At 61.1% G+C, this 25639-nt stretch carries 27 protein-coding genes and 1 tRNA gene; 2 read left to right on the top strand and 26 right to left on the bottom strand.

The features are described from left to right. Positions 1-214: 214 nt before the first annotated feature. The 19 genes from der to trmJ all read right to left on the bottom strand — a co-directional run bounded on the left by der (position 215) and on the right by trmJ (position 16780). On the bottom strand, positions 215-1675 hold the full coding sequence (der, locus tag M5G11_RS16025) for a ribosome biogenesis GTPase Der (RefSeq protein ID WP_273910209.1): 1461 nt from the start codon (positions 1673-1675) through the stop codon (positions 215-217). A 117-nt stretch (positions 1676-1792) separates the two neighbouring features. After that, a complete protein-coding gene (gene bamB / locus M5G11_RS16020; RefSeq protein WP_273910208.1) occupies positions 1793-2944 on the bottom strand; it encodes an outer membrane protein assembly factor BamB in 1152 nt (383 codons plus the stop codon). Continuing rightward, positions 2937-3578 (bottom strand): YfgM family protein, encoded by a 642-nt coding sequence (locus tag M5G11_RS16015; RefSeq protein WP_273910206.1) that lies wholly within the window; start codon positions 3576-3578, stop codon positions 2937-2939. The genes bamB and M5G11_RS16015 overlap by 8 nt, the downstream gene beginning before the upstream one ends. Positions 3579-3617: 39 nt before the next feature. Beyond that, positions 3618-4907: a histidine--tRNA ligase gene (gene hisS / locus M5G11_RS16010; RefSeq protein ID WP_273910205.1), complete on the bottom strand. Its 1290-nt coding sequence runs from the start codon at positions 4905-4907 to the stop codon at positions 3618-3620. Positions 4908-4933: 26 nt separating this feature from the next. Then, positions 4934-6043 carry a flavodoxin-dependent (E)-4-hydroxy-3-methylbut-2-enyl-diphosphate synthase gene (gene ispG / locus M5G11_RS16005; protein ID WP_273910204.1) on the bottom strand — a complete coding sequence of 370 codons (1110 nt, stop codon included), beginning with the start codon at positions 6041-6043 and terminating at the stop codon, positions 4934-4936. A 3-nt stretch (positions 6044-6046) separates the two neighbouring features. Then, the gene (locus M5G11_RS16000) at positions 6047-7081 is read right to left on the bottom strand and encodes a RodZ domain-containing protein (RefSeq protein ID WP_273910203.1); all 1035 of its coding nucleotides are present in this window, start codon (positions 7079-7081) and stop codon (positions 6047-6049) included. Then, a complete protein-coding gene (gene pilW / locus M5G11_RS15995) occupies positions 7081-7839 on the bottom strand; it encodes a type IV pilus biogenesis/stability protein PilW (protein WP_273910202.1) in 759 nt (252 codons plus the stop codon). Before pilW ends, M5G11_RS16000 begins: the two co-directional genes overlap by 1 nt. A 13-nt stretch (positions 7840-7852) precedes the next feature. Further along, positions 7853-8992, bottom strand: a complete 1140-nt coding sequence (gene rlmN, locus M5G11_RS15990; protein ID WP_273910201.1) for a dual-specificity RNA methyltransferase RlmN — start codon at positions 8990-8992, stop codon at positions 7853-7855. 28 nt (positions 8993-9020) lie between these two features. Continuing rightward, a complete protein-coding gene (gene ndk / locus M5G11_RS15985) occupies positions 9021-9446 on the bottom strand; it encodes a nucleoside-diphosphate kinase (RefSeq protein ID WP_273910200.1) in 426 nt (141 codons plus the stop codon). Between the two features lie 91 nt (positions 9447-9537). Then, positions 9538-9738 (bottom strand): Fe-S cluster assembly protein IscX, encoded by a 201-nt coding sequence (gene iscX, locus M5G11_RS15980; protein WP_273910199.1) that lies wholly within the window; start codon positions 9736-9738, stop codon positions 9538-9540. Positions 9739-9753: 15 nt separating this feature from the next. Continuing rightward, positions 9754-10095 (bottom strand): ISC system 2Fe-2S type ferredoxin, encoded by a 342-nt coding sequence (gene fdx, locus M5G11_RS15975; protein ID WP_273910198.1) that lies wholly within the window; start codon positions 10093-10095, stop codon positions 9754-9756. Between the two features lie 5 nt (positions 10096-10100). Then, positions 10101-11963 carry a Fe-S protein assembly chaperone HscA gene (hscA, locus tag M5G11_RS15970; RefSeq protein WP_273910197.1) on the bottom strand — a complete coding sequence of 621 codons (1863 nt, stop codon included), beginning with the start codon at positions 11961-11963 and terminating at the stop codon, positions 10101-10103. Positions 11964-12005: 42 nt separating this feature from the next. Then, positions 12006-12527: a co-chaperone HscB gene (gene hscB, locus M5G11_RS15965; RefSeq protein WP_273910196.1), complete on the bottom strand. Its 522-nt coding sequence runs from the start codon at positions 12525-12527 to the stop codon at positions 12006-12008. Between the two features lie 8 nt (positions 12528-12535). Continuing rightward, positions 12536-12859: an iron-sulfur cluster assembly protein IscA gene (gene iscA / locus M5G11_RS15960; RefSeq protein WP_273910195.1), complete on the bottom strand. Its 324-nt coding sequence runs from the start codon at positions 12857-12859 to the stop codon at positions 12536-12538. A 27-nt stretch (positions 12860-12886) separates the two neighbouring features. Beyond that, a complete protein-coding gene (gene iscU / locus M5G11_RS15955) occupies positions 12887-13273 on the bottom strand; it encodes a Fe-S cluster assembly scaffold IscU (protein ID WP_002552476.1) in 387 nt (128 codons plus the stop codon). A 46-nt stretch (positions 13274-13319) separates the two neighbouring features. Further along, positions 13320-14534, bottom strand: coding sequence for an IscS subfamily cysteine desulfurase (locus M5G11_RS15950; protein ID WP_273910193.1), 1215 nt, complete (start codon positions 14532-14534; stop codon positions 13320-13322). Positions 14535-14577: 43 nt separating this feature from the next. After that, positions 14578-15069 carry a Fe-S cluster assembly transcriptional regulator IscR gene (gene iscR, locus M5G11_RS15945; RefSeq protein WP_273910191.1) on the bottom strand — a complete coding sequence of 164 codons (492 nt, stop codon included), beginning with the start codon at positions 15067-15069 and terminating at the stop codon, positions 14578-14580. A 154-nt stretch (positions 15070-15223) separates the two neighbouring features. Beyond that, positions 15224-16006: a serine O-acetyltransferase gene (gene cysE / locus M5G11_RS15940; protein WP_273910190.1), complete on the bottom strand. Its 783-nt coding sequence runs from the start codon at positions 16004-16006 to the stop codon at positions 15224-15226. Then, positions 16007-16780: a tRNA (cytosine(32)/uridine(32)-2'-O)-methyltransferase TrmJ gene (gene trmJ, locus M5G11_RS15935; protein WP_273910189.1), complete on the bottom strand. Its 774-nt coding sequence runs from the start codon at positions 16778-16780 to the stop codon at positions 16007-16009. A 145-nt stretch (positions 16781-16925) separates the two neighbouring features. On the opposite strand from trmJ, the gene suhB reads away from it, so the two are divergent. Continuing rightward, positions 16926-17744, top strand: a complete 819-nt coding sequence (gene suhB / locus M5G11_RS15930; RefSeq protein WP_273910188.1) for a type III secretion system regulator SuhB — start codon at positions 16926-16928, stop codon at positions 17742-17744. Between the two features lie 168 nt (positions 17745-17912). Here the strand turns inward: suhB and M5G11_RS15925 are convergent, their stop codons facing one another. The 6 genes from M5G11_RS15925 to queA all read right to left on the bottom strand — a co-directional run bounded on the left by M5G11_RS15925 (position 17913) and on the right by queA (position 24002). Then, a complete protein-coding gene (locus tag M5G11_RS15925; protein ID WP_273910187.1) occupies positions 17913-18461 on the bottom strand; it encodes a glycine zipper 2TM domain-containing protein in 549 nt (182 codons plus the stop codon). Between the two features lie 121 nt (positions 18462-18582). Continuing rightward, positions 18583-19494 carry a protein translocase subunit SecF gene (gene secF, locus M5G11_RS15920; protein WP_273910186.1) on the bottom strand — a complete coding sequence of 304 codons (912 nt, stop codon included), beginning with the start codon at positions 19492-19494 and terminating at the stop codon, positions 18583-18585. A 9-nt stretch (positions 19495-19503) separates the two neighbouring features. Then, positions 19504-21372: a protein translocase subunit SecD gene (secD, locus tag M5G11_RS15915; RefSeq protein WP_273910185.1), complete on the bottom strand. Its 1869-nt coding sequence runs from the start codon at positions 21370-21372 to the stop codon at positions 19504-19506. 64 nt (positions 21373-21436) lie between these two features. After that, positions 21437-21775: a preprotein translocase subunit YajC gene (yajC, locus tag M5G11_RS15910; RefSeq protein WP_273910183.1), complete on the bottom strand. Its 339-nt coding sequence runs from the start codon at positions 21773-21775 to the stop codon at positions 21437-21439. A 47-nt stretch (positions 21776-21822) separates the two neighbouring features. Continuing rightward, a complete protein-coding gene (tgt, locus tag M5G11_RS15905; RefSeq protein ID WP_273910210.1) occupies positions 21823-22938 on the bottom strand; it encodes a tRNA guanosine(34) transglycosylase Tgt in 1116 nt (371 codons plus the stop codon). Between the two features lie 14 nt (positions 22939-22952). After that, complete coding sequence (gene queA / locus M5G11_RS15900) at positions 22953-24002, bottom strand: tRNA preQ1(34) S-adenosylmethionine ribosyltransferase-isomerase QueA (protein ID WP_273910182.1); 1050 nt, start codon at positions 24000-24002, stop codon at positions 22953-22955. 108 nt (positions 24003-24110) lie between these two features. Here queA and M5G11_RS15895 point away from each other — a divergent pair. After that, positions 24111-24195 (top strand) — tRNA-Leu (locus tag M5G11_RS15895). Positions 24196-24468: 273 nt separating this feature from the next. Here the strand turns inward: M5G11_RS15895 and M5G11_RS15890 are convergent. Then, the gene (locus tag M5G11_RS15890) at positions 24469-25200 is read right to left on the bottom strand and encodes a hypothetical protein (RefSeq protein ID WP_273910180.1); all 732 of its coding nucleotides are present in this window, start codon (positions 25198-25200) and stop codon (positions 24469-24471) included. Positions 25201-25639: the final 439 nt, after the last annotated feature.

The following is a 25639-nucleotide window of genomic DNA, read 5'->3' as shown; positions in this document are numbered from 1 at the left end:
TCGCTGCCGGGCTTCATTCCTCTTCCTCGATGATCATCCGAGAACTATCGCCTCCAAAGAGGCGTTAGTCGAGATACAAGCCGCTGCCGTCAGGCTGCGCTCGTCTGCATAGCAGGCGCAGCCTTTAGGAGCCCTCTCGGGCTCCAGCGCAGCCTGACGGCAGCGGCTACAGGATGTTCACACAGGTACCGGTGCAGTACAGCCAGGTCGAGGCTTAGCGCTTGTCTTTGCGCTTCTTCTCGGCCTTCTTGTGGTGCGACATCAAGCGACGCTTCTTGTTGACCTGACGGTCGGTCAGCGCGTTCTTGTTGCCCTCGTACGGGTTTTCCCCACCCTTGTACTCGATGCGGATCGGCGTACCGACCAGCTTCAATACGCGGCGATAGGTGTTCTCCAGGTAACGCGAGTAGGACTTCGGTACCTTCTCGACCTGGTTGCCGTGGATCACGATGATCGGCGGGTTGGCACCACCCAGGTGGGCATAACGCAGCTTGATCCGGCGGCCATTGACCATCGGCGGCTGGTGATCGCTGACCGCGTCTTCGAGGATCTGGGTCAGGCGGCTGGTCGGCCAACGGGTGACCGCCGACTTGAACGAGTTCTGCACCGACTGGTACAGGTTGCCCACGCCAGTGCCGTGCAGCGCCGAGATGAAGTGGATGTCGGCGAAGTCGACGAAGAACAGTCGACGTTCCAGCTCGGTCTTCACGTAGTCACGCTCGCCCGGCTGCATGCCATCCCACTTGTTCAGTGCGATAACGATGGCGCGGCCCGCTTCCAGGGCGAAGCCCAGCAGGTTCAGGTCATGGTCAACCACGCCTTCGCGGGCGTCCATGACGAAGATCACCACGTTGGCGTCCTTGATCGCCTGCAGGGTTTTCACCACCGAGAACTTTTCGACTTCCTCGTGGATCTTGCCGCGCTTGCGCACACCCGCCGTGTCGATCAGCGTGTACTTCTCTTCGTTGCGCTCGAAGGGAATGTAGATACTGTCACGCGTGGTGCCCGGCTCGTCATAGACGATAACCCGGTCTTCACCGAGCATGCGGTTGACCAGGGTCGACTTGCCGACGTTCGGGCGACCGATGATGGCGATCTTGATGCCATCCTTTTCGCTCGGGCCAGGGATGCGCACCGCTTCTTCGCCTTCGGCGACGTCGGTGTCGATCTCTTCTTCTTTGTCCCGCGGGAAGTCGCTCAGCACGGCTTCCAGCAGGTTGTTGATGCCACGGCCCTGAGCGCCGGCCACGCCAATGGCGTTGCCCATGCCCAACGGCGAGAACTCGGCGATGGCGGTGTTCGGATCGATGTTGTCGATCTTGTTCGCCACCAGGTACGAGCGCTTGTTGCGCTTGCGCAAGTGCTCGGAAATCATCTGGTCAGCGGCGGTCAGGCCAGCACGGGCATCCACCAGGAACAGCACCACATCGGCTTCTTCGATGGCCAGCAGCGACTGCTCGGCCATTTTTTCGTCCATGCCATGTTCGTCACCGGAAATACCACCGGTGTCGACCAGGATGTAGGAACGCCCTTGCCAGCGCGCCTCACCATATTGACGGTCACGAGTCAGGCCGGAGAGGTCACCGACGATGGCATCGCGGGTCCTGGTCAGGCGGTTGAACATGGTGGATTTGCCGACGTTCGGTCGGCCCACCAGGGCGATAACGGGAACCATGGGGTTCTCCACTGCGTAAATTCAAAAAATACAAAGGCCGCTGCATAGCAGCGGCCGGAGTTCGGGCGGCGCCCCGAAGGCGCCGCAGCCCGAGGCCCGTAGGCCTCAAGCATAGACTCAGCGAATGGTCAGCGCCTCGAGTTTGCCGCTGTTGCCAAACACGTAAATCATGTCCCCTACCACCAGCGGACGGGCCCGCAGGCCATCGCTGTCGATACGTTCACGACCGACGAAACGACCATCCACCTGGCTCAGCAGGTGCAGGTAACCTTCCAGGTCACCGACTGCCACGTAGCTGGAATACACTTCTGGCGCCGACAGCTGGCGACGGGCCAGCGCATCATTGCTCCACAGTGCCGAGGACGAACGCTCGTCGATACCTTCGACGGTGCCCGAAGCCAGGCTCACGTAGACGTTGCCAAAGCCCTGGGCCACACCCTCGTAGCTGGACGCATCACGCTGCCACAGCACCCGGCCGCTTTCCAGTTCCAGGCCGGCAACCCGACCCTGGTAGCTGGCCACGTACAGGGTACCGCCGGACAGCAGCAGGCCGCCGTCAATGTCTACCACACGGTCCAGTTCCGAACGACCTTGCGGGATGGCAACACGTTGCTCCCAAACCGGCACGCCGTTACGGGTGTCCAGGGCAACCACTTTACCGGTCGACAGGCCAGCAACGGCCAGACGGTTGGTAACGATAGGTGCGCCAGTACCACGCAGGGTCAGTACCGCCGGGGTGCTTTCGTAGATCCAGCGACGATCGCCAGTGCTCGCGTCCAGGCCGATCACGCGATCGTCCTGGGTCTGCACGACGACCACATCACCGTTGGTTGCCGGCGGTGCCAGCACTTCGCTGGTAACGCGCGAGCGCCACTTTTCTTCACCGGTACTGGCATCAAGGGCAATCACTTCGCCCTTGAGGGTGCCCAGCATGACCATGCCGTAGCCAACGCCAACGGCGCCGGACACTGGCAATTCGAGGTCCTTCTTCCAGGCCACGTCACCGTTCATGCGGTCCATGGCCATGACCACGCCGGTTACATCGGCAGCGTAGATACGGTCATTCTCGATGGCCGGAACCAGCATGTTGAAGGAGTCGCCCTGACCGTCACCGATCGAGCGGCTCCACTGCTTCTTCAACACCACTTCCTCGGTGAACTTGGTCAGCTCGGCCGGCGGCAATTCCTTTTTGCTGTTGCTGCTGCAACCAGCGGCCAAAATGGCCACGGCCAGCACTGCTGCATGTTTCCAACCGATCACGTCACGCATCCCCTTTGGCAAGGTCGTCGAGCTTGAGTTGCAAGCCACCGATCGCAGCGTCGTCAGACAGCGCGGCCTTGGCTTTTTCATAAGCGGCATGAGCGTCAGTGGCACGACCCAGCTGTACCAGCAGGTCGCCCTTGAGCTCTTCACGGCTGGCCAGGAACGCCTTGTCGGCGTCGCCGTCGAGCAGTTTCAGGGCATCATCAGCCTTGTTCTGCGCAGCCAGCACACGGGCCAGACGCTGACGGGCGATTTCGCCCAGGGTCGCGTTGGCAGGTTTGTCGAGCACGCCTTTGAGCTCGCCAGCAGCGTCGTCCAGCTTGCCGCCGTCGACAGCCACCTTGGCCACGAACAGGCTGCCGTACTGCGCGTAGGCAGTACCGCCGAATTCGCTCTTGAGCTTGCCCGACAGTTCCGCAACCTTGGCCAGGTCAGGGGCGCCGGTTGGCGTCAGGGTGGTTTCCAGCAGGGCCTGATAAAGGTTCGAGGCGCCTTGCGACTGGTTGCTCTCGTGCTTTTGCCACAGGTTCCAGCCCAGCACTATTACCGCAGCCAGCAAGGCACCGGTCAGCAATGGCTTGCCATTGCGATCCCACCAGTCCTTTACTGCGGCCAGCTGTTCATCATCGGTACTCGACACCCCAATACTCCTTTTCACCAAATCGGCTGTTGACCCGCTTCACGCCTGCGCGAGAGAAGCTTCCAGGTGCTCGGCCAGAGCATCCCAGGCAATGTTTTGTTGTTCGCCCTGGCCACGCAGGGGTTTGAAACCTACCACTTGTTGCGCCAGCTCGTCGTCCCCCAGGATCAAGGCGAACAGTGCAGCACTCTTGTCGGCCTTCTTGAACTGGCTCTTGAAGCTGCCGCCCCCGGCATTTACCTGCAAACGCAGGTTCGGCAGGCGGTCACGCAGGCGCTCGGTCAGGGCCAGGCCCGCAAGCTCGGCCTGCTCGCCGAATGCACAGAGATAGACGTCAACCTGGCGGTTGATCGACTCAGGCACCTGCTCAAGGGTTTCCAGCAACAGGATCAGGCGCTCGATACCCATGGCGAAACCAACGCCTGGGGTCGGCTTGCCGCCCATCTGCTCGACCAGGCCGTCATAGCGACCGCCAGCGCAGACAGTGCCCTGGGAGCCGAGCTTGTCGGTCACCCACTCGAACACGGTCTTGCTGTAGTAATCCAGGCCACGGACCAGCTTGGTGTTGATCACGAACGGAATGCCCGCGGCGCTCAAGCGCGCCTTCAGGCCCTCGAAGTGCACCCGCGACTCTTCGTCCAGGTAATCTTCCAGTTTCGGTGCGTTGACCAGCACGGCCTGGGTGTTGGCATCCTTGCTGTCGAGGATGCGCAGCGGGTTGCTTTTCAGGCGACGTTGGCTGTCTTCGTCCAGCTCCGACAGGCGTGCCGAGAGGAACTCGACCAGCGCATCGCGATAGCGGGCACGGGCTTCGCTGGTACCCAGGCTGTTCAGCTCCAGGGTCACCGCATCGCGAATGCCCAGCATGCCCCACAGGCGCCAGGTCAGCACGATCAGCTCGGCGTCGATATCCGGGCCATCAAGGTTGAAGACCTCGACACCGATCTGGTTGAACTGGCGATAACGGCCTTTCTGAGGACGCTCGTGGCGGAACATCTGGCCGATGTACCAGAGTTTCTGCACCTGGCCACCACCGCTGATGCCGTGCTCCAGCACCGCACGTACACAGGCCGCCGTGCCTTCAGGGCGCAGGGTCAGCAAATCGCCGTTGCGGTCGGCGAAGGTGTACATCTCTTTTTCGACGATGTCGGTCACTTCACCGATCGAGCGCTTGAACAGCTCGGTGAACTCGACGATTGGCGTGCGGATCTGGCGATAGCCATAGGTGTCCAGCAGGCCGGCTACGGTGCTCTCGAAGTAGCGCCACAGAGGCGTCTGCTCGGGCAGGATGTCGTTCATGCCACGGATGGCTTGCAGCGATTTGCTCACGGAGAATCCTTACGAAACTGAGTCGGTCAACCGCGGGCAATCACTGCCGCGTCGGCCTCGGCCTTTTCGGCCGCTTTCTGGCGTATGAGCTTTTCCAGCTCATCCACCAGGTTGTCATTGGTCAACTTCTGCGATGGCTTGCCATCGATGTAGATCAGGTTCGGCGTGCCGCCGGTCAGCCCTACATGGGCTTCCTTGGCTTCACCCGGGCCGTTGACGACGCAACCGATCACGGCCACGTCCATCGGCACCAGCAGGTCTTCCAGGCGCCCTTCCAGCTCGTTCATGGTCTTGACCACATCGAAGTTCTGCCGCGAGCAGCTCGGGCAGGCGATGAAGTTGATGCCACGCGAACGCAGGCGAAGCGACTTGAGGATGTCGTAGCCGACTTTTACTTCCTCGACCGGGTCGGCCGCCAGCGAGATGCGGATAGTATCGCCAATCCCGTCGGCGAGCAGCATACCTAGGCCCACCGCAGATTTCACTGTGCCCGAACGCAGGCCACCCGCTTCAGTGATACCCAGGTGCAGCGGCTGGACGATTTCCTTGGCCAGCAGACGGTAGGCGTCCACCGCCATGAACACGTCGGAGGCTTTGACGCTGACCTTGAAGTCCTTGAAGTTCAGGCGCTCAAGATGCTCGACATGACGCAGGGCCGACTCGACCAGCGCAGCTGGGGTCGGCTCGCCGTACTTCTTCTGCAGGTCTTTTTCCAGGGAACCGGCGTTGACCCCGATACGGATCGGGATGCCACGGTCGCGAGCGGCATCAACCACTGCACGCACGCGGTCTTCACGGCCGATGTTGCCCGGGTTGATCCGCAGGCAGTCCACACCCAGCTCGGCAACGCGCAGGGCGATGCGGTAGTCGAAGTGGATATCGGCGACCAGCGGTACGCTGACCAGTTTCTTGATTTTGCCGAACGCTTCGGCAGCGTCCATGTCCGGTACCGAAACGCGCACGATATCGACGCCGGCATCGACCAGACGCTGGATCTGCCCGACAGTGGCGGCAACGTCGTTGGTATCGGTGTTGGTCATGCTCTGCACGGCGATGGGTGCATCGCCGCCGACAGGCACATTACCTACCCAGATTTTCCGCGATTCGCGACGTTTGATCGGTGATTCGCCGTGCATGACTTATTGTCCCAACTTCAGGCGAGCAGTCTCGCCACTGGTGAACGGCGCAACGTCGACGGCCTGGCCGTTGTAGGTGACCAGCGCGCCGCGGGCAAAGCCCAGGCGTACCGCGAACGGCGGCTTGCCGGTCAGGTCCAGGCTGTCGCCCTTGCGCTTGATGGCGCTGAACAGCACCTTGCCGTTGCCGTCAGTGACCGAAGTCCAGCAATCGGCAACGTATTGCAGGTGCAGTTGACCGCTACCTGCCGGGGCCGGTGCGGTTGGTGCGGGGGTGGCTTGCGCCACTGCAACCGGGGCAGTCGCTACCACTGGCGCGCTGACAACCGGTGCCGGGGCCGCCGGGGCAGGTACCGCAGCAGCGGGTGCCGTGTGTACTGGCGCAACAGCCGGGGCTGTCACTGCCGGAGCAGCAGGCGCTGGCGTCTGCGCGGCAGCTGGTGCTTCTTCGGTGGTTTCGGCAGGCTGGCCCTGATCAAGGCTCAGCACGGTGCTTTCCGGCTGCTGACCATCGATAACCGCCTGGTCTTCCGGCTCGTCCAGCGGGTGAATCTGTGTGGTGCCGTCGGCGCTTTCGACTTCGACGTGCTCCAGGGCCATGTTGGCCAGGTCTTTGCCGCGCAGGCTGGTCTGGTCTTGCCACCAGAAGAAACCACCGCCGATCACCAGTGCCAGCAACAACAGGCTGACGATGCGCAGGATATTGTGCGACAGGCGCACCGGCTCTTCGATACGGCCCAGGGCGTGGACGTCGCTGCCTTGCGCGTGGGTGCCGGTGCACTGGTCGAAGGCCTGCACCAGGGCAGCCTGGTCCATGTCCAGCAACTTGGCATAGGCGCGGATGTAGCCCCGGGCAAAGGTGTGCCCCGGCAGCTTGTCGAAGGCGCCGGTTTCTAGATTGTTCAGGGAACTCACGGTCAGGTTGAGCTTGCGGGCCACTTCGGCCTGCGACCAGTCCCTGTTCTCGCGGGCCTGACGCAAGGTCTCACCGGGATTTTCGCGAGTCGCTGCTGCTAATTCGGGATGCGCCGCTTTCATCATTGCTCCGACAGGTATTGCTGATATTCCGGCGTACCGGGATAAAGTCGTTGTAATTGCAGGCCCAGATCGGTGGCCGTGCTCCGCTCTTCGAACACATTCGCCAGACGACTACCCAGCAGCAGGCTGCGGGCGTTGGCGTCGCTCAGTTGGCTGAAACGATCGTAGAAGTCGCGGGCTGGCACATAATGCCTGTCTTCGTAAGACAACTCAGCCATTTCCAGCAACGCCTGTGGTTGCTGGCGGTTGAGCTTCAAAGCCTTTTCCAGGTATTCGCGCGCCTGGTCACGTTCACCGAGCCTGATGGCCGTCAGGCCGAGATTCTCGAAGACCCGGGAGCGCTCAGGATACAGGGTATCGGCGGACGCTTGGCGAAACATCTTCAACGCGGCGTCATATTGGCCCCGCGCATAGAGGAAACTGCCGTAATTGTTACGCAAACGCGGGTCGCCGGGGGTGGCCGCGAGGGCCTTGCGGTAGTGCGATTCGGCCAGGGCCGGCTCGTCTTCACGCTGGAATACCAGGGCCAGGGCGGCGTGGGCGGCCGGGTCACGGGCATCCAGGGCCAGGGCCTGCTGCAACGGCACCTTGGCGCGTTCGGTCAAACCTTGTTGCAAATACCCCAGGCCCAACTGCACATAGGCCTGGCGAGCCGCTTCGCGCCCCTGCCCGCTGGAAAGCGGGCCCGAACTGCCGCCGCTGACGCAACCGGTAAGAAGCGTCAGTAGCAGCATCGACAGGGCCACGCGCAGGGTCATGGCGCTCCTCGCCTTAGTTGCCCGCCGCGCCGTTTTCGGCGTCGGCGTTCAGTTGCCGCACGGCGATATAACGCTCACTGCGACGGGTACGGTCCATTACCTGGCCGACCAGCTGACCACAGGCGGCGTCGATATCTTCACCACGGGTGGTACGCACGGTCACGTTGAAGCCGGCGTTGTGCAGGTGGTCCTGGAAGCGACGAATGGCATTGTTGCTCGGACGCTCGTAACCGGAGTGCGGGAACGGGTTGAACGGGATCAGGTTGACCTTGCACGGTACGTTCTTGAGCAGTTCAACCATCTCAACAGCGTGTTCGAGCTTGTCGTTGATGTCCTTGAGCAGGGTGTACTCGATGGTCAGTACGCGCTTCTCGCCCAGTTCGGACATGTAGCGCATGCACGATTCGAGCAGCATCTTCAACGGGTACTTCTTGTTGATCGGCACCAACTGGTTGCGCAGCTCATCGTTCGGCGCGTGCAGCGAGAGGGCCAGGGACACGTCGATGTGCTTGGCCAATTGGTCGATCATCGGCACGACGCCGGAGGTCGACAGGGTGACCCGGCGCTTGGAAATGCCGTAGCCCAGGTCGTCCATCATGATGCGCATGGCGGCAATCACGTTGTCGAAGTTCAGCAGCGGCTCGCCCATGCCCATCATCACCACGTTGGTGATGGCACGGTCGATGGTCGCCGGAATGCTGCCGAACGATTTATTGGCAATCCACACCTGGCCGATCACTTCGGCGGCGGTGAGGTTGCTGTTGAAACCTTGCTTGCCGGTGGAGCAGAAACTGCAGTCCAGGGCGCAACCGGCCTGGGACGAGACACACAGCGTGCCACGCTTGCCCTGGGGGATGTACACGGTCTCGACGCAGCTGCCGGACGCCACGCGCACCACCCACTTACGGGTGCCGTCGGTGGAGATGTCCTCGCTGACTACTTCAGGACCACGAATTTCGGCACAGGCCTTGAGCTTTTCGCGCAAGACCTTGCCGACGTTCGTCATGGCGTCGAAGTCGTCGACGCCAAAGTGGTGAATCCATTTCATTACCTGACCGGCACGGAAACGCTTCTCCCCTATCGAGTCGAAGAATTGTTCCATTTCCGGCTGGGTTAGCCCCAACAGGTTTGTTTTGCCAGTCGATGTCGTCATGGATTCACCCTCACTCGTAAGCTTTCGCTTAGCGAGTGGTTACCTCGGTAGCTGCGAAGAAGTAAGCGATTTCGCGAGCAGCGGCAGCTTCGGAGTCCGAACCGTGAACGGCGTTAGCGTCGATCGACTCGGCGAAGTCAGCACGGATGGTGCCGGCAGCAGCTTCTTTAGGGTTGGTAGCGCCCATCAGCTCACGGTTCAGAGCGATGGCGTTTTCGCCTTCCAGAACCTGGACAACCACTGGGCCGGAAGTCATGAAGGCAACCAGGTCACCGAAGAAACCACGGGCGCTGTGCTCAGCGTAGAAGCCTTCGGCTTCAGCTTTGGACAGTTGCTTGATTTTCGAAGCAACGATCTTCAGGCCAGCTTCTTCGAAGCGGGAAGTGATCTTGCCGATCACGTTTTTAGCAACGGCGTCAGGCTTGATGATGGAGAAAGTACGTTGAACAGCCATGGTGTAACTCCAGAAACAGTAAGTGAAGCGAAAAATTAAACCCGCGAATTATACGCGGGTTCAGAGGGATTGCCTAACCTGCAGCGTGCGCTCAGTCGGCTTCTTCGATCCAGGTGGCCTGGATGGCTTCGAGAACCTTCTCGCCACCCCGCGCTGGATCGTCGCTGAACTCCGGCAAAGCCAGTACCCACTGGTGCAGATCGACGAAATTTACATAACGAGGATCGACTTCCGGCTTGCTTTCGGCAAGCTGAATTGCGATTTCAAGTACATCAACCCATTTCAAGCTCATGATGGCTCCTGGCGATCAGTGCGGCGCTTCGGCAGCGTGGTTGAGCGAGTACTTCGGAATTTCTACGGTCAGGTCCTGGTCACCGACCTTGGCCTGGCACGACAGGCGCGAGGTCGGCTCCAGGCCCCAGGCGCGGTCAAGCATGTCTTCTTCCAGCTCGTCGGCTTCTGCCAACGAGTTGAAGCCCTTGCGGATCACGCAGTGGCAGGTGGTGCAGGCGCTGACGCCGCCGCAGGCACTTTCGATCTCGATATGGTGGTCATGGGCCAGGTCGAGAATGGAGGTACCCGGCGCGGCCTCTACAGTCATTCCGTCGGGGCAATGCTCTGCATGGGGCAGAAAAGTTACCAGCGGCATCTGGATTATTCCTCGATCTCATTCAGGTTGCGCCCGGCCAACGCGGCTTTTACCGTCGAATCTAGGCGGCGGGCGGCAAAGGCGTCGGTCACCTGCGACAGACGCTTGGTCTGCTGCTCGATGGCCGAACCATCGGTGCCGTTCATCAAATCACGTAGGTCCTGCATCTGTTGTTCTATGGCCAGACGCTCTTCGGCATCCAGCAGGCGCTCGCCATCGGCGTCCAACGCGCCCTGCACCGCTTCCAGCAGGCGCTCGGCATCGACCTGGTGCTCGCGCAACTGGCGCGCCACCTTGTCGCTGCCGGCATGCTCGAAGGAATCCTTGAGCATGCGCATGATTTCGCCGTCGGTCAGGCCGTAGGACGGCTTGACCTGAATGCTCGACTCAACACCCGAACCGATCTCGCGCGCCGAAACACTGAGCAGGCCATCGGCGTCCACCTGGAAGGTCACGCGGATCTTCGCCGCACCGGCAACCATGGCCGGGATGCCGCGCAATTCAAAGCGCGCCAGGGAGCGGCAGTCGCTGATCAGCTCGCGCTCTCCCTGGAGCACGTGGATCATCATGGCCGACTGGCCGTCCTTGTAGGTGGTGAACTCCTGGGCACGGGCAACCGGGATGGTGGTGTTGCGCGGAATCACCTTCTCCATCAGCCCGCCCATGGTTTCCAGCCCCAGGGACAGCGGAATCACATCGAGCAGAAGCAGTTCGCCACCGTCACGCTTGTTGCCCGCCAGGGTGTCGGCCTGGATCGCGGCGCCAATGGCCACCACCTGGTCCGGGTCGATGTCGGTCAGTGGCGTACGGCCGAACAGCTCGCCCACGGCTTCGCGCACGCGCGGCACACGGGTCGAACCACCGACCATGACCACAGCCTCGACTTCATCCAGCTCGATACCGCTGTCACGCACGGCGCGGCGGCAGGCTTTCAGGCTGCGCGCGATCATCGGCTCGATCAGCGCGTTGAACGCGGCGCGGGTCAGCTGGGCTTGCCAGTCACGGTACTGGACACTGACGCTGTCAGCGTCGGTCAGGGCTTCCTTGGCGGCGCAGGCGGTTTGCAGCAGTTCACGCTGCGCGCCCGGGTCGAGATCGTGCGACAGGTCGGCCTGTTCGACGATCCAGTTGGCAATCGCGTGGTCGAAGTCATCGCCACCCAGGGCGCTGTCGCCGCCGGTGGCCAGCACTTCGAATACACCACCGGTCAGGCGCAGGATGGAAATATCGAAGGTACCGCCGCCCAGGTCATAGATGGCCACCACGCCTTCGGCGTTCTGGTCCAGACCATAAGCCACCGCCGCAGCGGTAGGCTCGTTGAGCAGGCGCAATACGTTCAGGCCGGCCAGACGCGCGGCGTCCTTGGTGGCCTGGCGCTGGGCATCATCGAAATACGCAGGCACGGTGATCACCACCCCTACCAGCTCGCCACCCAGGGTGGACTCCGCTCGCAGGCGCAAGGTTTTCAGGATGTCCGCCGAGACTTCTACCGGGCTTTTCGGGCCCTGCACGGTGTCGATGAACGGCATGTGCGACTCGCCGCCGACAAACCGGTACGGCAGTTGGTCACCCAACTGCTTTACGTCTGCCAGGCCACGGCCCATCAGGCGCTTGACTGACAACACGGTGTTCAGCGGATCACGCGCGGCGGCATCGCGGGCGGCATGGCCGACGTCGATGTGGTCGGCGTGGTAGCGCACCGCGGACGGCAGGATGACCCGGCCTTCGGCGTCAGGCAACGGAGCGGAGAGACCACTGCGCAATGCAGCGACCAGCGAATTGGTGGTGCCAAGGTCGATACCCACGGCCAGGCGACGCTGGTGGGGCTGTGGACTCTGACCGGGTTCGGCGATCTGCAGTAGGGCCATGCTTATCTGAATACCAAAGGTGCCGCCAACGGCGACACCGGGTTAATCGTCGAGGCGCTCTTCCAGCTGGCGCACTTCGTAGGCGAGCTTGTCGAGGAACTGCATGCGGCGCATCAGGCGCTCGGCCTGTTCACGCTGTGCAGCATCCTCCCAGCAGGCGGCGAAGTCCTCGTTGAGTGCTTCCTGGGCGACTTTCAGGCGGCGCTTGAAAGCGCTCACACCGTCCAGGTCGGCAGCGTCCTGCAAGTCCTCGAGCTCTTCGCGCAATTCAATCTGCTGGAAGAGGAATTCGGGGTCGTGGACGGTGACTTCCTGCGGCACTTCGGCGCCGCTGATCGCCAACAGGTAGCGCGCCCGACGAGGGGCGCTCTTGAGGGTCTGATAGGCTTCGTTCAGGCCTGCCGAGTGTTCCAGGGCGAGACGCTGCTCGCGCTCAGGAGCATCGGCAAAGCGGTCCGGATGGACCTCACGGGCCAGCTCGCGATAGCGAGTAGCCAGTTGATTGAGGTCCAGGCGAAAACCGGGTTGCAGGCCGAACAAGGCGAAATGACAAGGAGTACCCACGTTAAGCCTCAAACGTTGAAGCTTTCGCCGCAGCCACACTCACCGCGTACGTTGGGGTTGTTGAACTTGAAGCCTTCGTTCAACCCTTCCTTGACGAAATCGAGCTCAGTGCCGTCGAGGTATGCCAGGCTTTTCGGGTCGATGATCACTTTCACGCCGTGACTTTCGAACACCTGGTCTTCGCCAGCCGGCTCGTCGACGAATTCCAGCACATAGGCCAGACCGGAGCAGCCGGTAGTACGAACGCCCAGGCGGATGCCGTCACCCTTGCCGCGACCTTCGAGGGAGCGCCGCACATGGTTGGCGGCGGCTTCTGTCATGCTGATAGCCATCGAGACTCCTTACCTGCAACAGGCGACTTAGAGCAAACCTTTCTTCTGCTTGTAATCGCGAACAGCCGCCTTGATGGCGTCTTCAGCGAGAACCGAGCAGTGGATCTTGACCGGCGGCAACGCCAGTTCTTCGGCCAGCTGGGTGTTCTTGATGGTTTCAGCTTCGTCCAGGGTCTTGCCTTTCATCCACTCGGTAGCGAGGGAGCTGGAAGCAATGGCCGAACCGCAACCGTAGGTCTTGAACTTGGCGTCTTCGATAACGCCCTGCTCGTTGACCTTGATTTGCAGACGCATCACGTCACCGCACGCTGGAGCGCCGACCATGCCGGTACCGACATCCGGGTCCTCGGCATTCATCTTGCCGACGTTACGTGGGTTTTCGTAGTGGTCGATGACCTTTTCACTGTATGCCATGGTGCAATTCCTTCCTCATCAGAGAGCCGCTCTTGCCGGCGACTACTTAGTGCGCAGCCCACTCGATCTTGGAGATGTCGACGCCGTCTTTGAACATATCCCACAGCGGCGACAATTCGCGCAGCTTGGTCACGGCCTCGCAAACTTTCTGCGCGGCGTAGTCAATTTCTTCTTCGGTGCTGAAGCGCCCGAAGGTGAAACGGATCGAGCTGTGCGCCAGTTCGTCGTTGCGGCCCAGGGCGCGCAATACGTAGGACGGCTCGAGGGATGCCGAAGTACAGGCGGAACCGGACGATACGGCCAGGTCCTTGAGCGCCATGATCAGCGACTCGCCTTCGACATAGTTGAAGCTCAGGTTCAGGTTGTGCGGAATGCGGGCAGTCATGCTGCCGTTGATGTACAGCTCTTCCAGACCTTCAACCTGCTTGTAGAAACGATCGCTCAGGGCCTTGATGCGCACGTTCTCGCTGGCCATCAGCTCTTTGGCAACGGCGAAGGCTTCGCCCATGCCGACGATCTGGTGGGTCGCCAGGGTGCCCGAACGCATGCCGCGCTCGTGACCGCCACCGTGCATGGTGGCTTCCAGGCGTACGCGTGGCTTGCGGCTGACGTACAGCGCGCCAATGCCTTTAGGGCCGTAGGTCTTGTGTGCCGAGAACGACATCAGGTCAACCTTGAGCTTTTGCAGGTCGATTTCAACCTTGCCGGTCGACTGGGCCGCATCGACGTGGAACATGATGCCGCGCGAGCGGGTCAGTTCGCCGATGGCCGCGATGTCGTTGATGGTGCCGATTTCGTTGTTCACGTGCATGATCGAAACCAGGATGGTGTCGTCACGCAGGGCTGCTTCGATCATCGCCGGGGTGATCAGGCCGTCTTCGCCTGGCTCGATGTAGGTGACTTCGAAACCTTCACGCTCCAACTGACGGGTGCTGTCCAGGACCGCTTTATGCTCGATCTTGGAGGTGATGATGTGCTTGCCCTTGGTCGAATAGAAGTGCGCGACGCCCTTGATTGCCAGGTTGTCGGACTCGGTAGCACCGCTGGTCCAGACGATTTCCCGTGGGTCGGCATTGACCAGGTCGGCCACCTGGCGACGCGCATTCTCGACCGCTTCTTCGGCTTTCCAGCCAAAGACGTGGGAGCGCGAGGCCGGGTTACCGAAGTTCCCGTCGACCAGCAGGCATTCGCTCATCTTCTGGGCGACGCGTGGGTCGACCGGCGTGGTCGCGGAGTAATCGAGGTAGATCGGCAACTTCATTGAATATCTCCTATCAGGCAGGCGCGTCGCTCGTTCGAAACGGTTATTCGACGGCGGACGTCTCAATCTTGTCCAGATGCGGTGCCCGGCCTGCCATGCGGCGCAGGTCCTGACGCTGGGCGACTTCTTGTACCTCACGGCGATGTACGAGGTCGGCTAGGCTGATACCGCTCAGGAATTCGTGGATCTGCTGGCTGAGGTCACACCACAGGTGGTGGGTCAGGCAGGTATCGCCGGCATGGCAGTCACCCAGGCCCTGGCAACGGGTGGCATCGACGGATTCATTGACCGCGTCGATCACCTGAGCTACCTGGATAGTGGCCATGTCGCGCGCCAGCTGGTAGCCGCCGCCCGGGCCGCGAACGCTGGAAACCAGGCTGCTGCGGCGCAGCTTGGCGAACAGCTGTTCCAGGTAGGAAAGGGAGATGCCTTGGCGCTCAGAGATGTCGGCCAGGGACACCGGCCCATTTTGCGCGTGCAAAGCCAGGTCAAGCATGGCAGTCACGGCGTATCGGCCTTTGGTAGTCAGTCGCATGGCTAGTAGGTACCACGGGAGTGTCGGAATGGGTGCGAGTATGCGATTCCCGAGCATTTAAGTCAACTATAAGACCTAGTGCTTTAGTCGGGTTTGAGCCTGAACGGCGGCGCAGATGATAGCAAAGACAGGGCGTGAGCACACGCCCCTTCTGTCAATGCGTCGGTGCTGCGCTGCGGACGTCGGCCTTCACCTCGGCAAAGTCTTCGTCGCGCAACGCGGGCAGTTCCTTGGCACAGTAGTCGCTGCCCAGGTTCTTCAGGGCGCCGCACATGTCTTCCAGGCGCCCATCGACGGCCTGCAGATGGTCGAGCAACTGACCGATGGCGCGGGCCACCGGGTCCGGCATGTCTTCGCTGACGCCGTAGGCATCGAAACCGATTTTCTCGGCCATGGCCTTGCGCCGAGCCTCCTGCTCACCGTCGGACTTGACGATGATGCGCCCCGGAATACCCACGGCCGTGGCGCCGGCCGGCACCGGCTTGGTAACCACGGCGTTGGAGCCGATCTTCGCCCCCGCACCCACCGTGAAGGGGCCCAGCACCTTGGCGCCGGCGCCGACCACTACGCCATCTTCCAGGGTCGGGTGGCGCTTGCCCTTGTTCCAGCTGGTGCCGCCCAGCGTCACACCCTGGTACAGCGTGACGTCATCGCCGATTTCAGCGGTTTCGCCGATCACGATGCCCATGCCGTGGTCGATGAAGAAGCGCCGACCGACCTTGGCCCCCGGGTGAATCTCGATGCCGGTCATCCAGCGACCGAAGTTCGAGACCATGCGTGCCAGCCACTTCCAGTCACGCTTCCACAAGGCGTGCGCCGCGCGGTGCAGCCAGATGGCATGCATGCCCGGGTAGCAGGTCAGCACGTCAAAGGCATTGCGCGCCGCCGGGTCACGGTGGAAAACGCTCTGGATATCTTCACGCAGACGCTCGAACATTTACTGGTCCTTCCGCTTGTGCACTTCACCCCGGGCCGCTTTCTGGGTCTCGGTGAGAATGCCGCGCAAAATGCTGATTTCCGAGCGGTTGACTTCGCTGCGCCCATACAGGCGGCGCAACCGCGACATCAGGTGCTTGGGCTTGTCCGGATCGAGGAAGCCGATATCCACCAGGGCTTGCTCCAGGTGCCCGTAGAACCGCTCCATTTCGTCCATGGTCGCCAGCTCGGCACTGCGCGCCGAGGCCACTTCCACCTTGGCCTGCTTGGTCGGCTGACCTTGCAGGGCCAGCCAGGCCATGCGCACTTCGTAGGCCAGCACTTGCACGGCGGCGCCAAGGTTCAGCGAGCTGAACTCCGGGTTCGAAGGGATATGCACGTGGTAGTGGCAGCGCTGCAGCTCTTCGTTGGTCAGGCCGGAGTGCTCACGACCAAACACCAGGGCAATCTCCGCGCCCTCGCCCGCCTGCTCGATGACCTTGGCGCCACACTCGCGCGGATCGAGCAGCGGCCAGGGGATGCGCCGGTCACGGGCACTGGTGCCCACAACCAGGGTACAGCCGACCAACGCCTCTTCCAGGGTGGCAACCACCTTGGCACCGGCCAGCACGTCATTGGCGCCGGAAGCCCGGGCATCGGCCTCGTGATGCGGGAAAGTCAGCGGGTCGACCAGCACCAGGCGTGACAGACCCATGTTCTTCATGGCGCGCGCAGCCCCACCAATATTGCCGGGGTGGCTGGTATTGACCAGGACAACACGAATATTTTGCAGCACGGTGGGCGCTCACAGAGAGGGAAAGGGGGGAGCAAATCTTACAGAACCGACGGACGTTACGCCATGAAAGCGAATCGCCCCCTTCTTCGCAGAAAGTTTTCTGCTAGAATGTTCGGCTTTCTTTAACGACCTAGGTGAAACGTCCATGCAGCCCATGCTGAATATCGCGCTGCGCGCCGCCCGCAGCGCCAGTGAACTGATTTTCCGCTCCATCGAGCGCCTGGATACCATCAAGGTTGATGAGAAAGACGCCAAGGACTACGTGTCCGAAGTTGATCGGGCTGCCGAGCAGGCCATCATCAACGCCCTGCGCAAGGCCTACCCGAACCACTCCATCTACGGCGAAGAAACCGGCATGCACGCCGGCACCGGCGAAGAAGGCAAGGACTACCTGTGGATCATCGACCCACTGGACGGTACCACCAACTTCCTGCGTGGCGTTCCGCACTTTGCCGTCAGCATCGCCTGCAAATACCGTGGCCGCCTGGAACACGCCGTTGTTCTGGACCCTGTCCGCCAGGAAGAATTCACCGCCAGCCGTGGCCGTGGCGCCCAACTGAATGGTCGTCGCCTGCGCGTCAGCGCACGCAGCAGCCTGGAAGGCGCCCTGCTGGGTACCGGCTTCCCGTTCCGCGACAACCAGATGGAAGACCTGGACAACTACCTGGGCATGTTCCGCGCCCTGGTTGGCCAGACTGCCGGCATCCGCCGCGCCGGTGCTGCAAGCCTGGACTTGGCCTACGTGGCTGCCGGCCGTTACGACGCCTTCTGGGAGTCGGGCCTGTCCGAGTGGGACATGGCTGCTGGCGCCCTGCTGATTCAAGAAGCCGGCGGCCTGGTGAGCGACTTCACCGGTGGTCACGACTTCCTGGAGAAGGGCCACGTGGTTGCGGGCAACATCAAGTGCTTCAAGGCCGTGCTGACTGCAATCCAGCCGCACCTGCCGGCTTCGGCGAAACGCTAAGTTTCAGCCGGGCACAAAAAAGCACCCTTCGGGGTGCTTTTTTTATGCTTGAACGTTTAACCCTGTGGGAGCCGGCCTTGCCGGCGATGCTTTTGCGGTCGCCCTACAACCCATCGCCGGCAAGGCCGACTCCCACAAGTACAACTACAGACAGATCGGAACAGCGCCTTACTGCCCAGGCTGCGCCTGGCTCAGGATCAGCTTGCCTTCCTTGTCCAACGGGATCTGCGAACCCGGGTCACGGTCCATCTTCACCGACCCGACCTGGTCGCCAATCGAATACTTCACGTTATACCCAACCACCTTCTCGCTGAGGTCATTGACCGTGTTGCAGCGGGTTTGCGTAGTGGTATAGGTGTCGTTGTTCTGCATGTTCTCCTGGACCTTGTTGCCGGCATAACCGCCACCGACCGCACCGGCCACCGTGGCAATCTTCTTGCCGGTACCGCCACCAATCTGGTTACCCAGCAAACCACCCGCCACCGCACCGAGCACGGTGCCCGCGATCTGGTGCTGATCCTGCACCGGCTTCTGCCGGGTGACCGTGACGTCCTTGCAAACTTCGCGTGGCGTCTTCACGGTTTGCTTGATCGGCTGCACGTCCGTTACCTGGGCGTACTCCGGTCCGCTCTTAACCAGGCTGTAGGTCGCGACAGCACCTCCGGCTGTAACACCGACAGCACCCAGTACCGCACCCACCAGCATCGACTTGTTCACGTGAACCTCCTGATTTACCTGCGGGTCCATGCCCGCGCTTCTCCCAGCCTTGGAGCATAAAAAAAGGCGTGAGTTCAATAACTCACGCCTTTCGATGCAGCTTCAGTGCTGGCAGATAGCCTTATGGACGCTCGTCCACACCGTCGGTCTTGGCCGGCGGAATCAGGTCTTCACTGTTCAGGTTCAGCCAGATCAGCACCACGTTGGCGATGTAGATCGACGAGTAGGTACCCGCCAGAACACCGATGAACAGTGCAATGGAGAAGCCGAACAGGTTGTCGCCACCGAAGAACAGCAGCGCGGCAATCGCCAGCAAGGTGGAGATCGAGGTCGCCATGGTGCGCAACAGGGTCTGGGTGGTCGAGATGTTGATGTTCTCGATCAGGGACGCCTTGCGCATCACACGGAAGTTCTCACGCACCCGGTCGAACACCACGATGGTGTCGTTGAGCGAGTAGCCGATGATCGCCAGCACCGCCGCCAATACCGTCAGGTCGAAGGTGATCTGGAAGAACGACAGGATCCCCAGGGTCACCACGACGTCGTGGATCAGCGAAACGATGGCACCAACCGCAAACTTCCACTGGAAGCGGAACGCCAGGTAGATAAGGATGCCGCCCAGCGCCAGGAGCATGCCGAGGCCGCCCTGGTCGCGCAGCTCTTCACCCACCTGCGGGCCGACGAACTCGACACGCTTGACGACTGCGGGGTTGTCCCCGCCAGCCTTCTTCAGGGCGTCTGCCACGTGATTGCCCAGCATCGGGTCATCACCTGGCATACGCACCAGCAGGTCGGTGGTAGCGCCGAAGCTCTGCACCACGGCGTCGTGGTAGCCGGCGCTGACCAACTCCTCACGCACCTGCTCAAGGTTGGCTGGACGCTCGTAGGTCAGCTCGATGAGCGTACCGCCGGTGAAGTCCAGGCCGAAGTTCAGGCCTTTTTGGAACCAGCTGAACAACGCCAGTACGGTAAGGAGCATGGTGACGGCGAACGCAATATTGCGAACGCCCATGAAATTGATGGTACGTAACATGGCAGCCCCTTAAACCCACAGCTTCTTGATGTCACGCCCACCACAAGTCAGGTTGACCAGTGCACGGGTCACCATGACGGCGGTGAACATCGAGGTGAAAATCCCGAGGGACATGGTGACCGCGAAGCCTTTGACCGGGCCGGTACCCATGGCGAACAGGATGCCGCCGACCAGCAGGGTGGTCAGGTTGGCGTCGACAATCGCCGAGTAAGCACGGTTGAAGCCTTCGTGGATGGCGCGTTGCACCGACATGCCTGCGGCGAGCTCCTCACGGATCCGCGAGAAGATCAGCACGTTGGCGTCGACCGCCATACCCATGGTCAGCACAATACCGGCGATGCCCGGCAGGGTCAGTGTTGCCCCCAGCAGCGACATCAAGGCCAGCAGCAGTACCATGTTGCCCGCCAGGGCGATGGTGGCCAACAGGCCGAAGAAGCGGTAGATGGCCATGATGAACAGCGAGACGAACAGCATGCCCCACAGCGACGCATCAATACCCTTGGTGATGTTGTCAGCACCCAGGCTTGGGCCGATGGTACGTTCTTCAGCGAAGTACATCGGCGCGGCCAGGCCACCAGCACGCAACAGCAGGGCCAGTTCGGACGACTCACCCTGGCCGTTCAGGCCGGTGATGCGGAACTGGCTGCCCAGTGGCGACTGGATGGTCGCCAGGCTGATGATCTTCTTCTCTTCCTTGAAGGTCTGGACCGCAACGTCTTTCTCGACGCCATTGACCATCTGCTTCTCGTAGCGCGTGGTCGGCTTCTGCTCGATGAAGATCACCGCCATGCTGCGCCCGACGTTGCTGCGCGTGGCGCGGCTCATCAGCTCGCCGCCGTGGCCATCCAGACGGATGTTCACTTGCGGGCGACCGTGCTCGTCGAAGCTGGCCTGGGCGTCGGTGACCTGGTCACCGGTGATGATCAGGCCACGCTCGATGGCGGCAGCCGGACGGTTGCCTTCACGGAATTCAAAGGATTCGGTGGTGGCTTTCGACGCACCTGGCTCGGCACCCAGACGGAACTCAAGGTTCGCGGTTTTACCCAGGATACGCTTGGCTTCGGCAGTGTCCTGCACGCCTGGCAGCTCGACCACGATGCGGTTGGCACCCTGGCGCTGAACCAGCGGCTCGGCCACACCCAGTTCGTTGACCCGGTTACGCACCGTGGTCAGGTTCTGCTTGATCGAGTATTCACGGATTTCCGCGACCTTGGCCGGGGTGATGGCCAGGTGCAGGATGGCGAGCTCGTTACGCTCGTTGGTGGTCAACTCGAAATCGTTGAAATTCTTGCGGATCAGGACACGGGCCTGTTCGCGGGTTGCATCGTCAGAGAAGCCCAGCTGAATGCCGCCATCCAGTTGAGGCAGGCTGCGGTAGCGAATGCGTTCTTTACGCAGCAGGGATTTGACTTCACCTTCGTAGACTTTCAGGCGTGCGTCCATGGCTTTGTCCATGTCCACTTCCAGCAGGAAGTGCACACCACCGGACAAGTCCAGGCCCAGCTTCATCGGGCTTGCGCCGATGCTGCGCAGCCATTGCGGGGTGGTTGGAGCCAGGTTCAGCGCCACTACATAGTCGTCGCCCAACGCTTTGCGCACGACGTCCTTGGCAGGCAGTTGGTCTTCCTGCTTGGCCAGACGCACCAGAGCGCCTTTGCCTTTCTCACCCAGGTTCGCGGCCTTGACGGTAATACCGGCATCGGTCAGCGCCTTGCTGATGCGATCGAGGTCGGCCTGATTGACCTGCAGGGCCGTGCTGGCACCGCTGATCTGGACCGCCGGATCATCTGGGTAGAGGTTGGGAGCGGAATAAATAAAACCGATCACCAGTACCACCAGGATCAGTGCGTATTTCCACAGAGGGTATTTGTTCAGCATCACGCCGCCCGTTCTAAGACGCGGGGCGCCTTGCGCGCCCCGTCGATTGGTAAAAAACTGAAACTTAGATCGCTTTGAGCGTGCCCTTCGGCAGGGTCGCGGCAACGGCGCCCTTCTGGAACTTCAGTTCTACGTTGTCGGAGACTTCCAGTACTACGAAGTCATCGGCAACTTTAACGATCTTGCCAGCGATACCGCCGCTGGTAACAACTTCGTCACCTTTTTGCAGGTTGCCCAGCAGGGCCTTCTGCTCTTTGGCGCGTTTGGCCTGTGGGCGCCAGATCATCAGGTAGAAGATGACCAGGAAACCGACCAGGAAGATCCATTCAAAGCCGGTACCGGCTGGGCCTGCGGCGGCTGGGGCAGCGGCGTCCGCGTAAGCGGCGGGAATCAGAAAGCTCATTTAGCACTCCAGTTTGCAAATCATACTTGTCAGGGAGACAAACATTGTTAGTCCAAAGGCGGAACAGCAAGCCCGCGCTTGGCATAAAAGGCGTCGACAAAGGCGGCCAATGTACCCTGTTGAATAGCCTCGCGTAAACCTGCCATCAACTGCTGGTAATGGCGCAAGTTATGGATGGTATTCAACATGCTGCCCAACATTTCGCCGCATTTATCCAGGTGATGCAGATAGGCGCGGGAGAAGTTCTGGCAGGTGTAGCAGTCACAGGTCGGATCCAGTGGCGAATCATCATGACGATGGAACGCGTTGCGGATTTTCAGCACGCCGGTGTCGATGAACAGATGGCCGTTGCGCGCGTTGCGCGTAGGCATCACGCAATCGAACATGTCGACGCCGCGGCGCACACCCTCAACGAGATCTTCCGGCTTGCCTACCCCCATAAGGTAACGAGGTTTGTCAGCAGGCATCTGGCCTGGCAGGTAGTCCAGCACCTTGATCATCTCGTGCTTGGGCTCACCGACCGACAAGCCGCCGATGGCCAGGCCGTCGAAGCCGATCTTGTCCAGGCCTTCCAGCGAGCGCATGCGCAGGTCGTGGTGCATGCCACCCTGGACGATGCCGAACAGCGCGGCGGTGTTGTCGCCGTGGGCGTTCTTCGAGCGCTGGGCCCAGCGCAGCGACAGCTCCATGGAGATACGCGCGACGTCTTCGTCGGCCGGGTACGGGGTGCATTCGTCGAAGATCATCACCACGTCGGAACCCAGGTCACGCTGGACCTGCATCGACTCTTCCGGGCCCATGAACACCTTGGCGCCGTCGACCGGCGAGGCGAAGGTCACGCCCTCCTCCTTGATCTTGCGCATCGCGCCCAGGCTGAACACCTGGAAGCCGCCGGAGTCGGTGAGGATCGGGCCCTGCCACTTCATGAAGTCGTGCAGGTCGCCGTGGGCCTTGATCACCTCGGTGCCTGGGCGCAGCCACAGGTGGAAGGTGTTGCCCAGGATCATCTGTGCGCCGATGGCCTCGACGTCACGCGGGAGCATGCCCTTGACCGTGCCATAGGTGCCGACAGGCATGAAGGCCGGGGTTTCGACCACGCCACGGGGGAAGGTCAGGCGGCCGCGACGGGCCTTGCCGTCGGTGGCCAGCAACTCGAAGGACATACGACAGGTGCGACTCATGCTTGATCCTCGGGCCCGCGTGGCGCCGGATTGCGGGTGATGAACATGGCATCACCGTAACTGAAGAAGCGGTATCCGTTTTCGACCGCAGCCGCATAGGCAGCCATGGTTTCGGGATAACCGGCGAACGCCGAAACCAGCATCAGCAGCGTGGATTCGGGCAAGTGGAAATTGGTCACCAGGGCATCGACCACGTGGAACGGGCGGCCTGGGAAGATAAAGATGTCGGTGTCGCCGCTGAAGGCCTTGAGCGTGCCATCGCGGGCGGCGCTTTCCAGCGAGCGTACGCTGGTGGTGCCCACGGCGATCACTCGGCCGCCACGTGCCCGGCAGGCGGCCACGGCATCGACCACGTCCTGGCCGACTTCGAGCCACTCTTTATGCATGTGGTGATCTTCGATCTTTTCCACACGCACGGGCTGGAAAGTGCCGGCGCCGACGTGCAGGGTGACGAAGGCGGTGCTCACGCCTTTTTCGGCGATCTTGCCCAGCAGTTCTTCATCGAAGTGCAGGCCGGCGGTGGGCGCGGCGACGGCGCCGGCGCGTTCGGCGTAGACCGTCTGATAGCGCTCGCGGTCGGCGCCTTCGTCGGGGCGGTCTATATAAGGAGGCAACGGCATGTGGCCGACGCGGTCGAGCAATGGCAGCACTTCTTCGGCGAAACGCAGTTCGAACAGGGCGTCGTGGCGGGCGACCATTTCGGCTTCGCCGCCGCCGTCGACCAGGATCTGCGTGCCGGGCTTGGGTGCTTTGCTGGCGCGTACGTGGGCGAGCACGCGGTGGCTGTCGAGCACGCGCTCGATCAGGATTTCCAGCTTGCCGCCGCTGGCCTTCTGGCCGAACAGGCGGGCCGGAATCACCCGGGTGTTGTTGAACACCATCAGATCGCCCGGGCGCAGGTGCTCGAGCAGGTCGGTGAACTGGCGGTGGGCCAGCGTCCCGCTAGGCCCGTCCAGCGTCAGCAGCCGGCTGCTGCGCCGTTCGGCCAGGGGATGGCGGGCGATCAGGGAATCTGGGAGCTCAAAAGAGAAATCAGCGACGCGCATGATGGTGTTCGGTTCGACAGGGCCGCAAAGTTTAGCGGAAACCGTGAAAATTGACCATGAAAGCTGATTGACCAACGGTAATCGCATCTCTATACTTCGCCGCCACAAGCCCTGATGGCGGAATTGGTAGACGCGGCGGATTCAAAATCCGTTTTCGAAAGGAGTGGGAGTTCGAGTCTCCCTCGGGGCACCATATAGAAGTTCCAAGAGGTCTCTACCAGACCCGGAACACCAGAGAAACCGGCCACTGAGCCGGTTTTTTTGTGCCTAGCGTTCCTTGCGATTCCCTTGTAAGCCCAGTTTTGTGTGAGTAGGATTGTGAGTAGGGCGAGTTCGGTCCAGAACCCTACTCACACTCCGGCCGCAATCCAGCGCGGTTCGGCAACTGCAAGGGAATCGCTGTGGCGCTCACTGATACCGCCAGGTTAACCCTGGAACACATAGGCTATACATTCACTATAATCGGTCAGGCTCTGCCTGTATCTTCCACGTCTGTCGCTTCAGGCTCCACGACAACGGCTTCCATCTCCTGACTCCCTGTTGGACGAGCAGTTCGCAAACTTCTTACGAGAGCCCTTCTCTCACGTAGGCGGTCCAACGCCGTATAGACGTCAACCTGCAGGTGTTTGCGACCCTGTGAGATTGCCTTCAGGCTCTCGGTCATGCTCTTCAGATGCTTCACAGTATCAAGTGCCGGGTCACCTCCTAGCCATGAAGTACCCTCGTGATCCGCCATGCTCAGGGTGTAGGTGTTTTTCTCTCTTTCCGAGCTAGCACTACTCTTTAACCAAGTGATGCTGACCGTGTATACCTTTCCCTTGAGAGGCTCATAGTCAGAAAGGTAGCTAGACATACCTTGGCCAGGCTTCAAAACGCTCACTGATTCGAAGGGGATTTTCGCGTCACTTCGCCTGGCTTCGCCATTCTGCAGCGGTGGATTGAATGCAACCTTAATGTCATAAGCAGTAGCGTTCCCCGTATTTTCGATCTGCAAATCGAAATGGCGCGCTGACCATCGGTTGGGCCGAAAATTGGCGACCACATGCGGCTGCGCCGACGCTTCGGCCATCCGTGTAGTCTCGCGCGCGAGCACCAATGTCACTCGCCACAAAAAGAATGTTGCGATCGCTGTGGCAATCGTCCCCAGTAGTCCGCCAACCCCCAAAGCTAAGCTTTGCCACGGTTCCAGATCTGGCATATGTAACTCCCTGTACGGCGCCGGTGAATTGAGCAGTGGAGTGTAGGGGGTCCTCAGTTCTGAGGATACTCACCAGCCCGCGAAGATGTGAGTAGGATTGTGAGTAGCCACCTGATCAACCCTGATAACATCGCCTATTTACGCTGCATACAGAGCAAAGTTCGAGTCTCCCTCGGGCACCATTTGCAGTACATAGACGACTACCAGCGTCTACGTAACACCCCTAGAGCCCGCTAGCTGCGGGTTTTTTGGTCTCTGGGGTTTCATCCCCGCCTCTTGCAAGCCAAACCCCTTTAAGTACATTTTCCGCACGGACTCCAGTTCGAGGATCGGAGGTGTACAGGCATGCCCCTGACAGCCTTGCAAATCAACGTGCCCCAGCCTGCCGACGAGCAATACACGCTCAGGAGGCTCGTGAGTGAACTGGCCTAATGATTTT

It is taken from the genome of Pseudomonas fontis (assembly GCF_028656955.1).
GTDB lineage: Bacteria > Pseudomonadota > Gammaproteobacteria > Pseudomonadales > Pseudomonadaceae > Aquipseudomonas > Aquipseudomonas fontis.
The sequence above is the reverse complement of the archived record's forward strand: the minus strand, read 5'-3'. Positions and strand labels throughout refer to the sequence as shown.

Bases quoted from the DNA above. Each gene is read 5' to 3' on its own strand.
- bamB (WP_273910208.1), bottom strand. From the start codon at position 2,944: ATGCGTGACGTGATCGGTTGGAAACATGCAGCAGTGCTGGCCGTGGCC.
- secF (WP_273910186.1), bottom strand. From the start codon at position 19,494: ATGTTACGTACCATCAATTTCATGGGCGTTCGCAATATTGCGTTCGCC.
- secD (WP_273910185.1), bottom strand. From the start codon at position 21,372: ATGCTGAACAAATACCCTCTGTGGAAATACGCACTGATCCTGGTGGTA.
- M5G11_RS15890 (WP_273910180.1), bottom strand. From the start codon at position 25,200: ATGCCAGATCTGGAACCGTGGCAAAGCTTAGCTTTGGGGGTTGGCGGA.
- fdx (WP_273910198.1), bottom strand. From the start codon at position 10,095: ATGCCGCTGGTAACTTTTCTGCCCCATGCAGAGCATTGCCCCGACGGA.
- iscA (WP_273910195.1), bottom strand. From the start codon at position 12,859: ATGGCTATCAGCATGACAGAAGCCGCCGCCAACCATGTGCGGCGCTCC.
- der (WP_273910209.1), bottom strand. From the start codon at position 1,675: ATGGTTCCCGTTATCGCCCTGGTGGGCCGACCGAACGTCGGCAAATCC.
- cysE (WP_273910190.1), bottom strand. From the start codon at position 16,006: ATGTTCGAGCGTCTGCGTGAAGATATCCAGAGCGTTTTCCACCGTGAC.
- rlmN (WP_273910201.1), bottom strand. From the start codon at position 8,992: ATGACGACATCGACTGGCAAAACAAACCTGTTGGGGCTAACCCAGCCG.
- iscR (WP_273910191.1), bottom strand. From the start codon at position 15,069: ATGCGACTGACTACCAAAGGCCGATACGCCGTGACTGCCATGCTTGAC.
- iscX (WP_273910199.1), bottom strand. From the start codon at position 9,738: ATGAGCTTGAAATGGGTTGATGTACTTGAAATCGCAATTCAGCTTGCC.
- ndk (WP_273910200.1), bottom strand. From the start codon at position 9,446: ATGGCTGTTCAACGTACTTTCTCCATCATCAAGCCTGACGCCGTTGCT.
- hscA (WP_273910197.1), bottom strand. From the start codon at position 11,963: ATGGCCCTACTGCAGATCGCCGAACCCGGTCAGAGTCCACAGCCCCAC.
- suhB (WP_273910188.1), top strand. From the start codon at position 16,926: ATGCAGCCCATGCTGAATATCGCGCTGCGCGCCGCCCGCAGCGCCAGT.
- M5G11_RS16000 (WP_273910203.1), bottom strand. From the start codon at position 7,081: ATGAAAGCGGCGCATCCCGAATTAGCAGCAGCGACTCGCGAAAATCCC.
- M5G11_RS15950 (WP_273910193.1), bottom strand. From the start codon at position 14,534: ATGAAGTTGCCGATCTACCTCGATTACTCCGCGACCACGCCGGTCGAC.
- ispG (WP_273910204.1), bottom strand. From the start codon at position 6,043: ATGCACGGCGAATCACCGATCAAACGTCGCGAATCGCGGAAAATCTGG.
- iscU (WP_002552476.1), bottom strand. From the start codon at position 13,273: ATGGCATACAGTGAAAAGGTCATCGACCACTACGAAAACCCACGTAAC.
- yajC (WP_273910183.1), bottom strand. From the start codon at position 21,775: ATGAGCTTTCTGATTCCCGCCGCTTACGCGGACGCCGCTGCCCCAGCC.
- pilW (WP_273910202.1), bottom strand. From the start codon at position 7,839: ATGACCCTGCGCGTGGCCCTGTCGATGCTGCTACTGACGCTTCTTACC.
- queA (WP_273910182.1), bottom strand. From the start codon at position 24,002: ATGCGCGTCGCTGATTTCTCTTTTGAGCTCCCAGATTCCCTGATCGCC.
- tgt (WP_273910210.1), bottom strand. From the start codon at position 22,938: ATGTCCTTCGAGTTGCTGGCCACCGACGGCAAGGCCCGTCGCGGCCGC.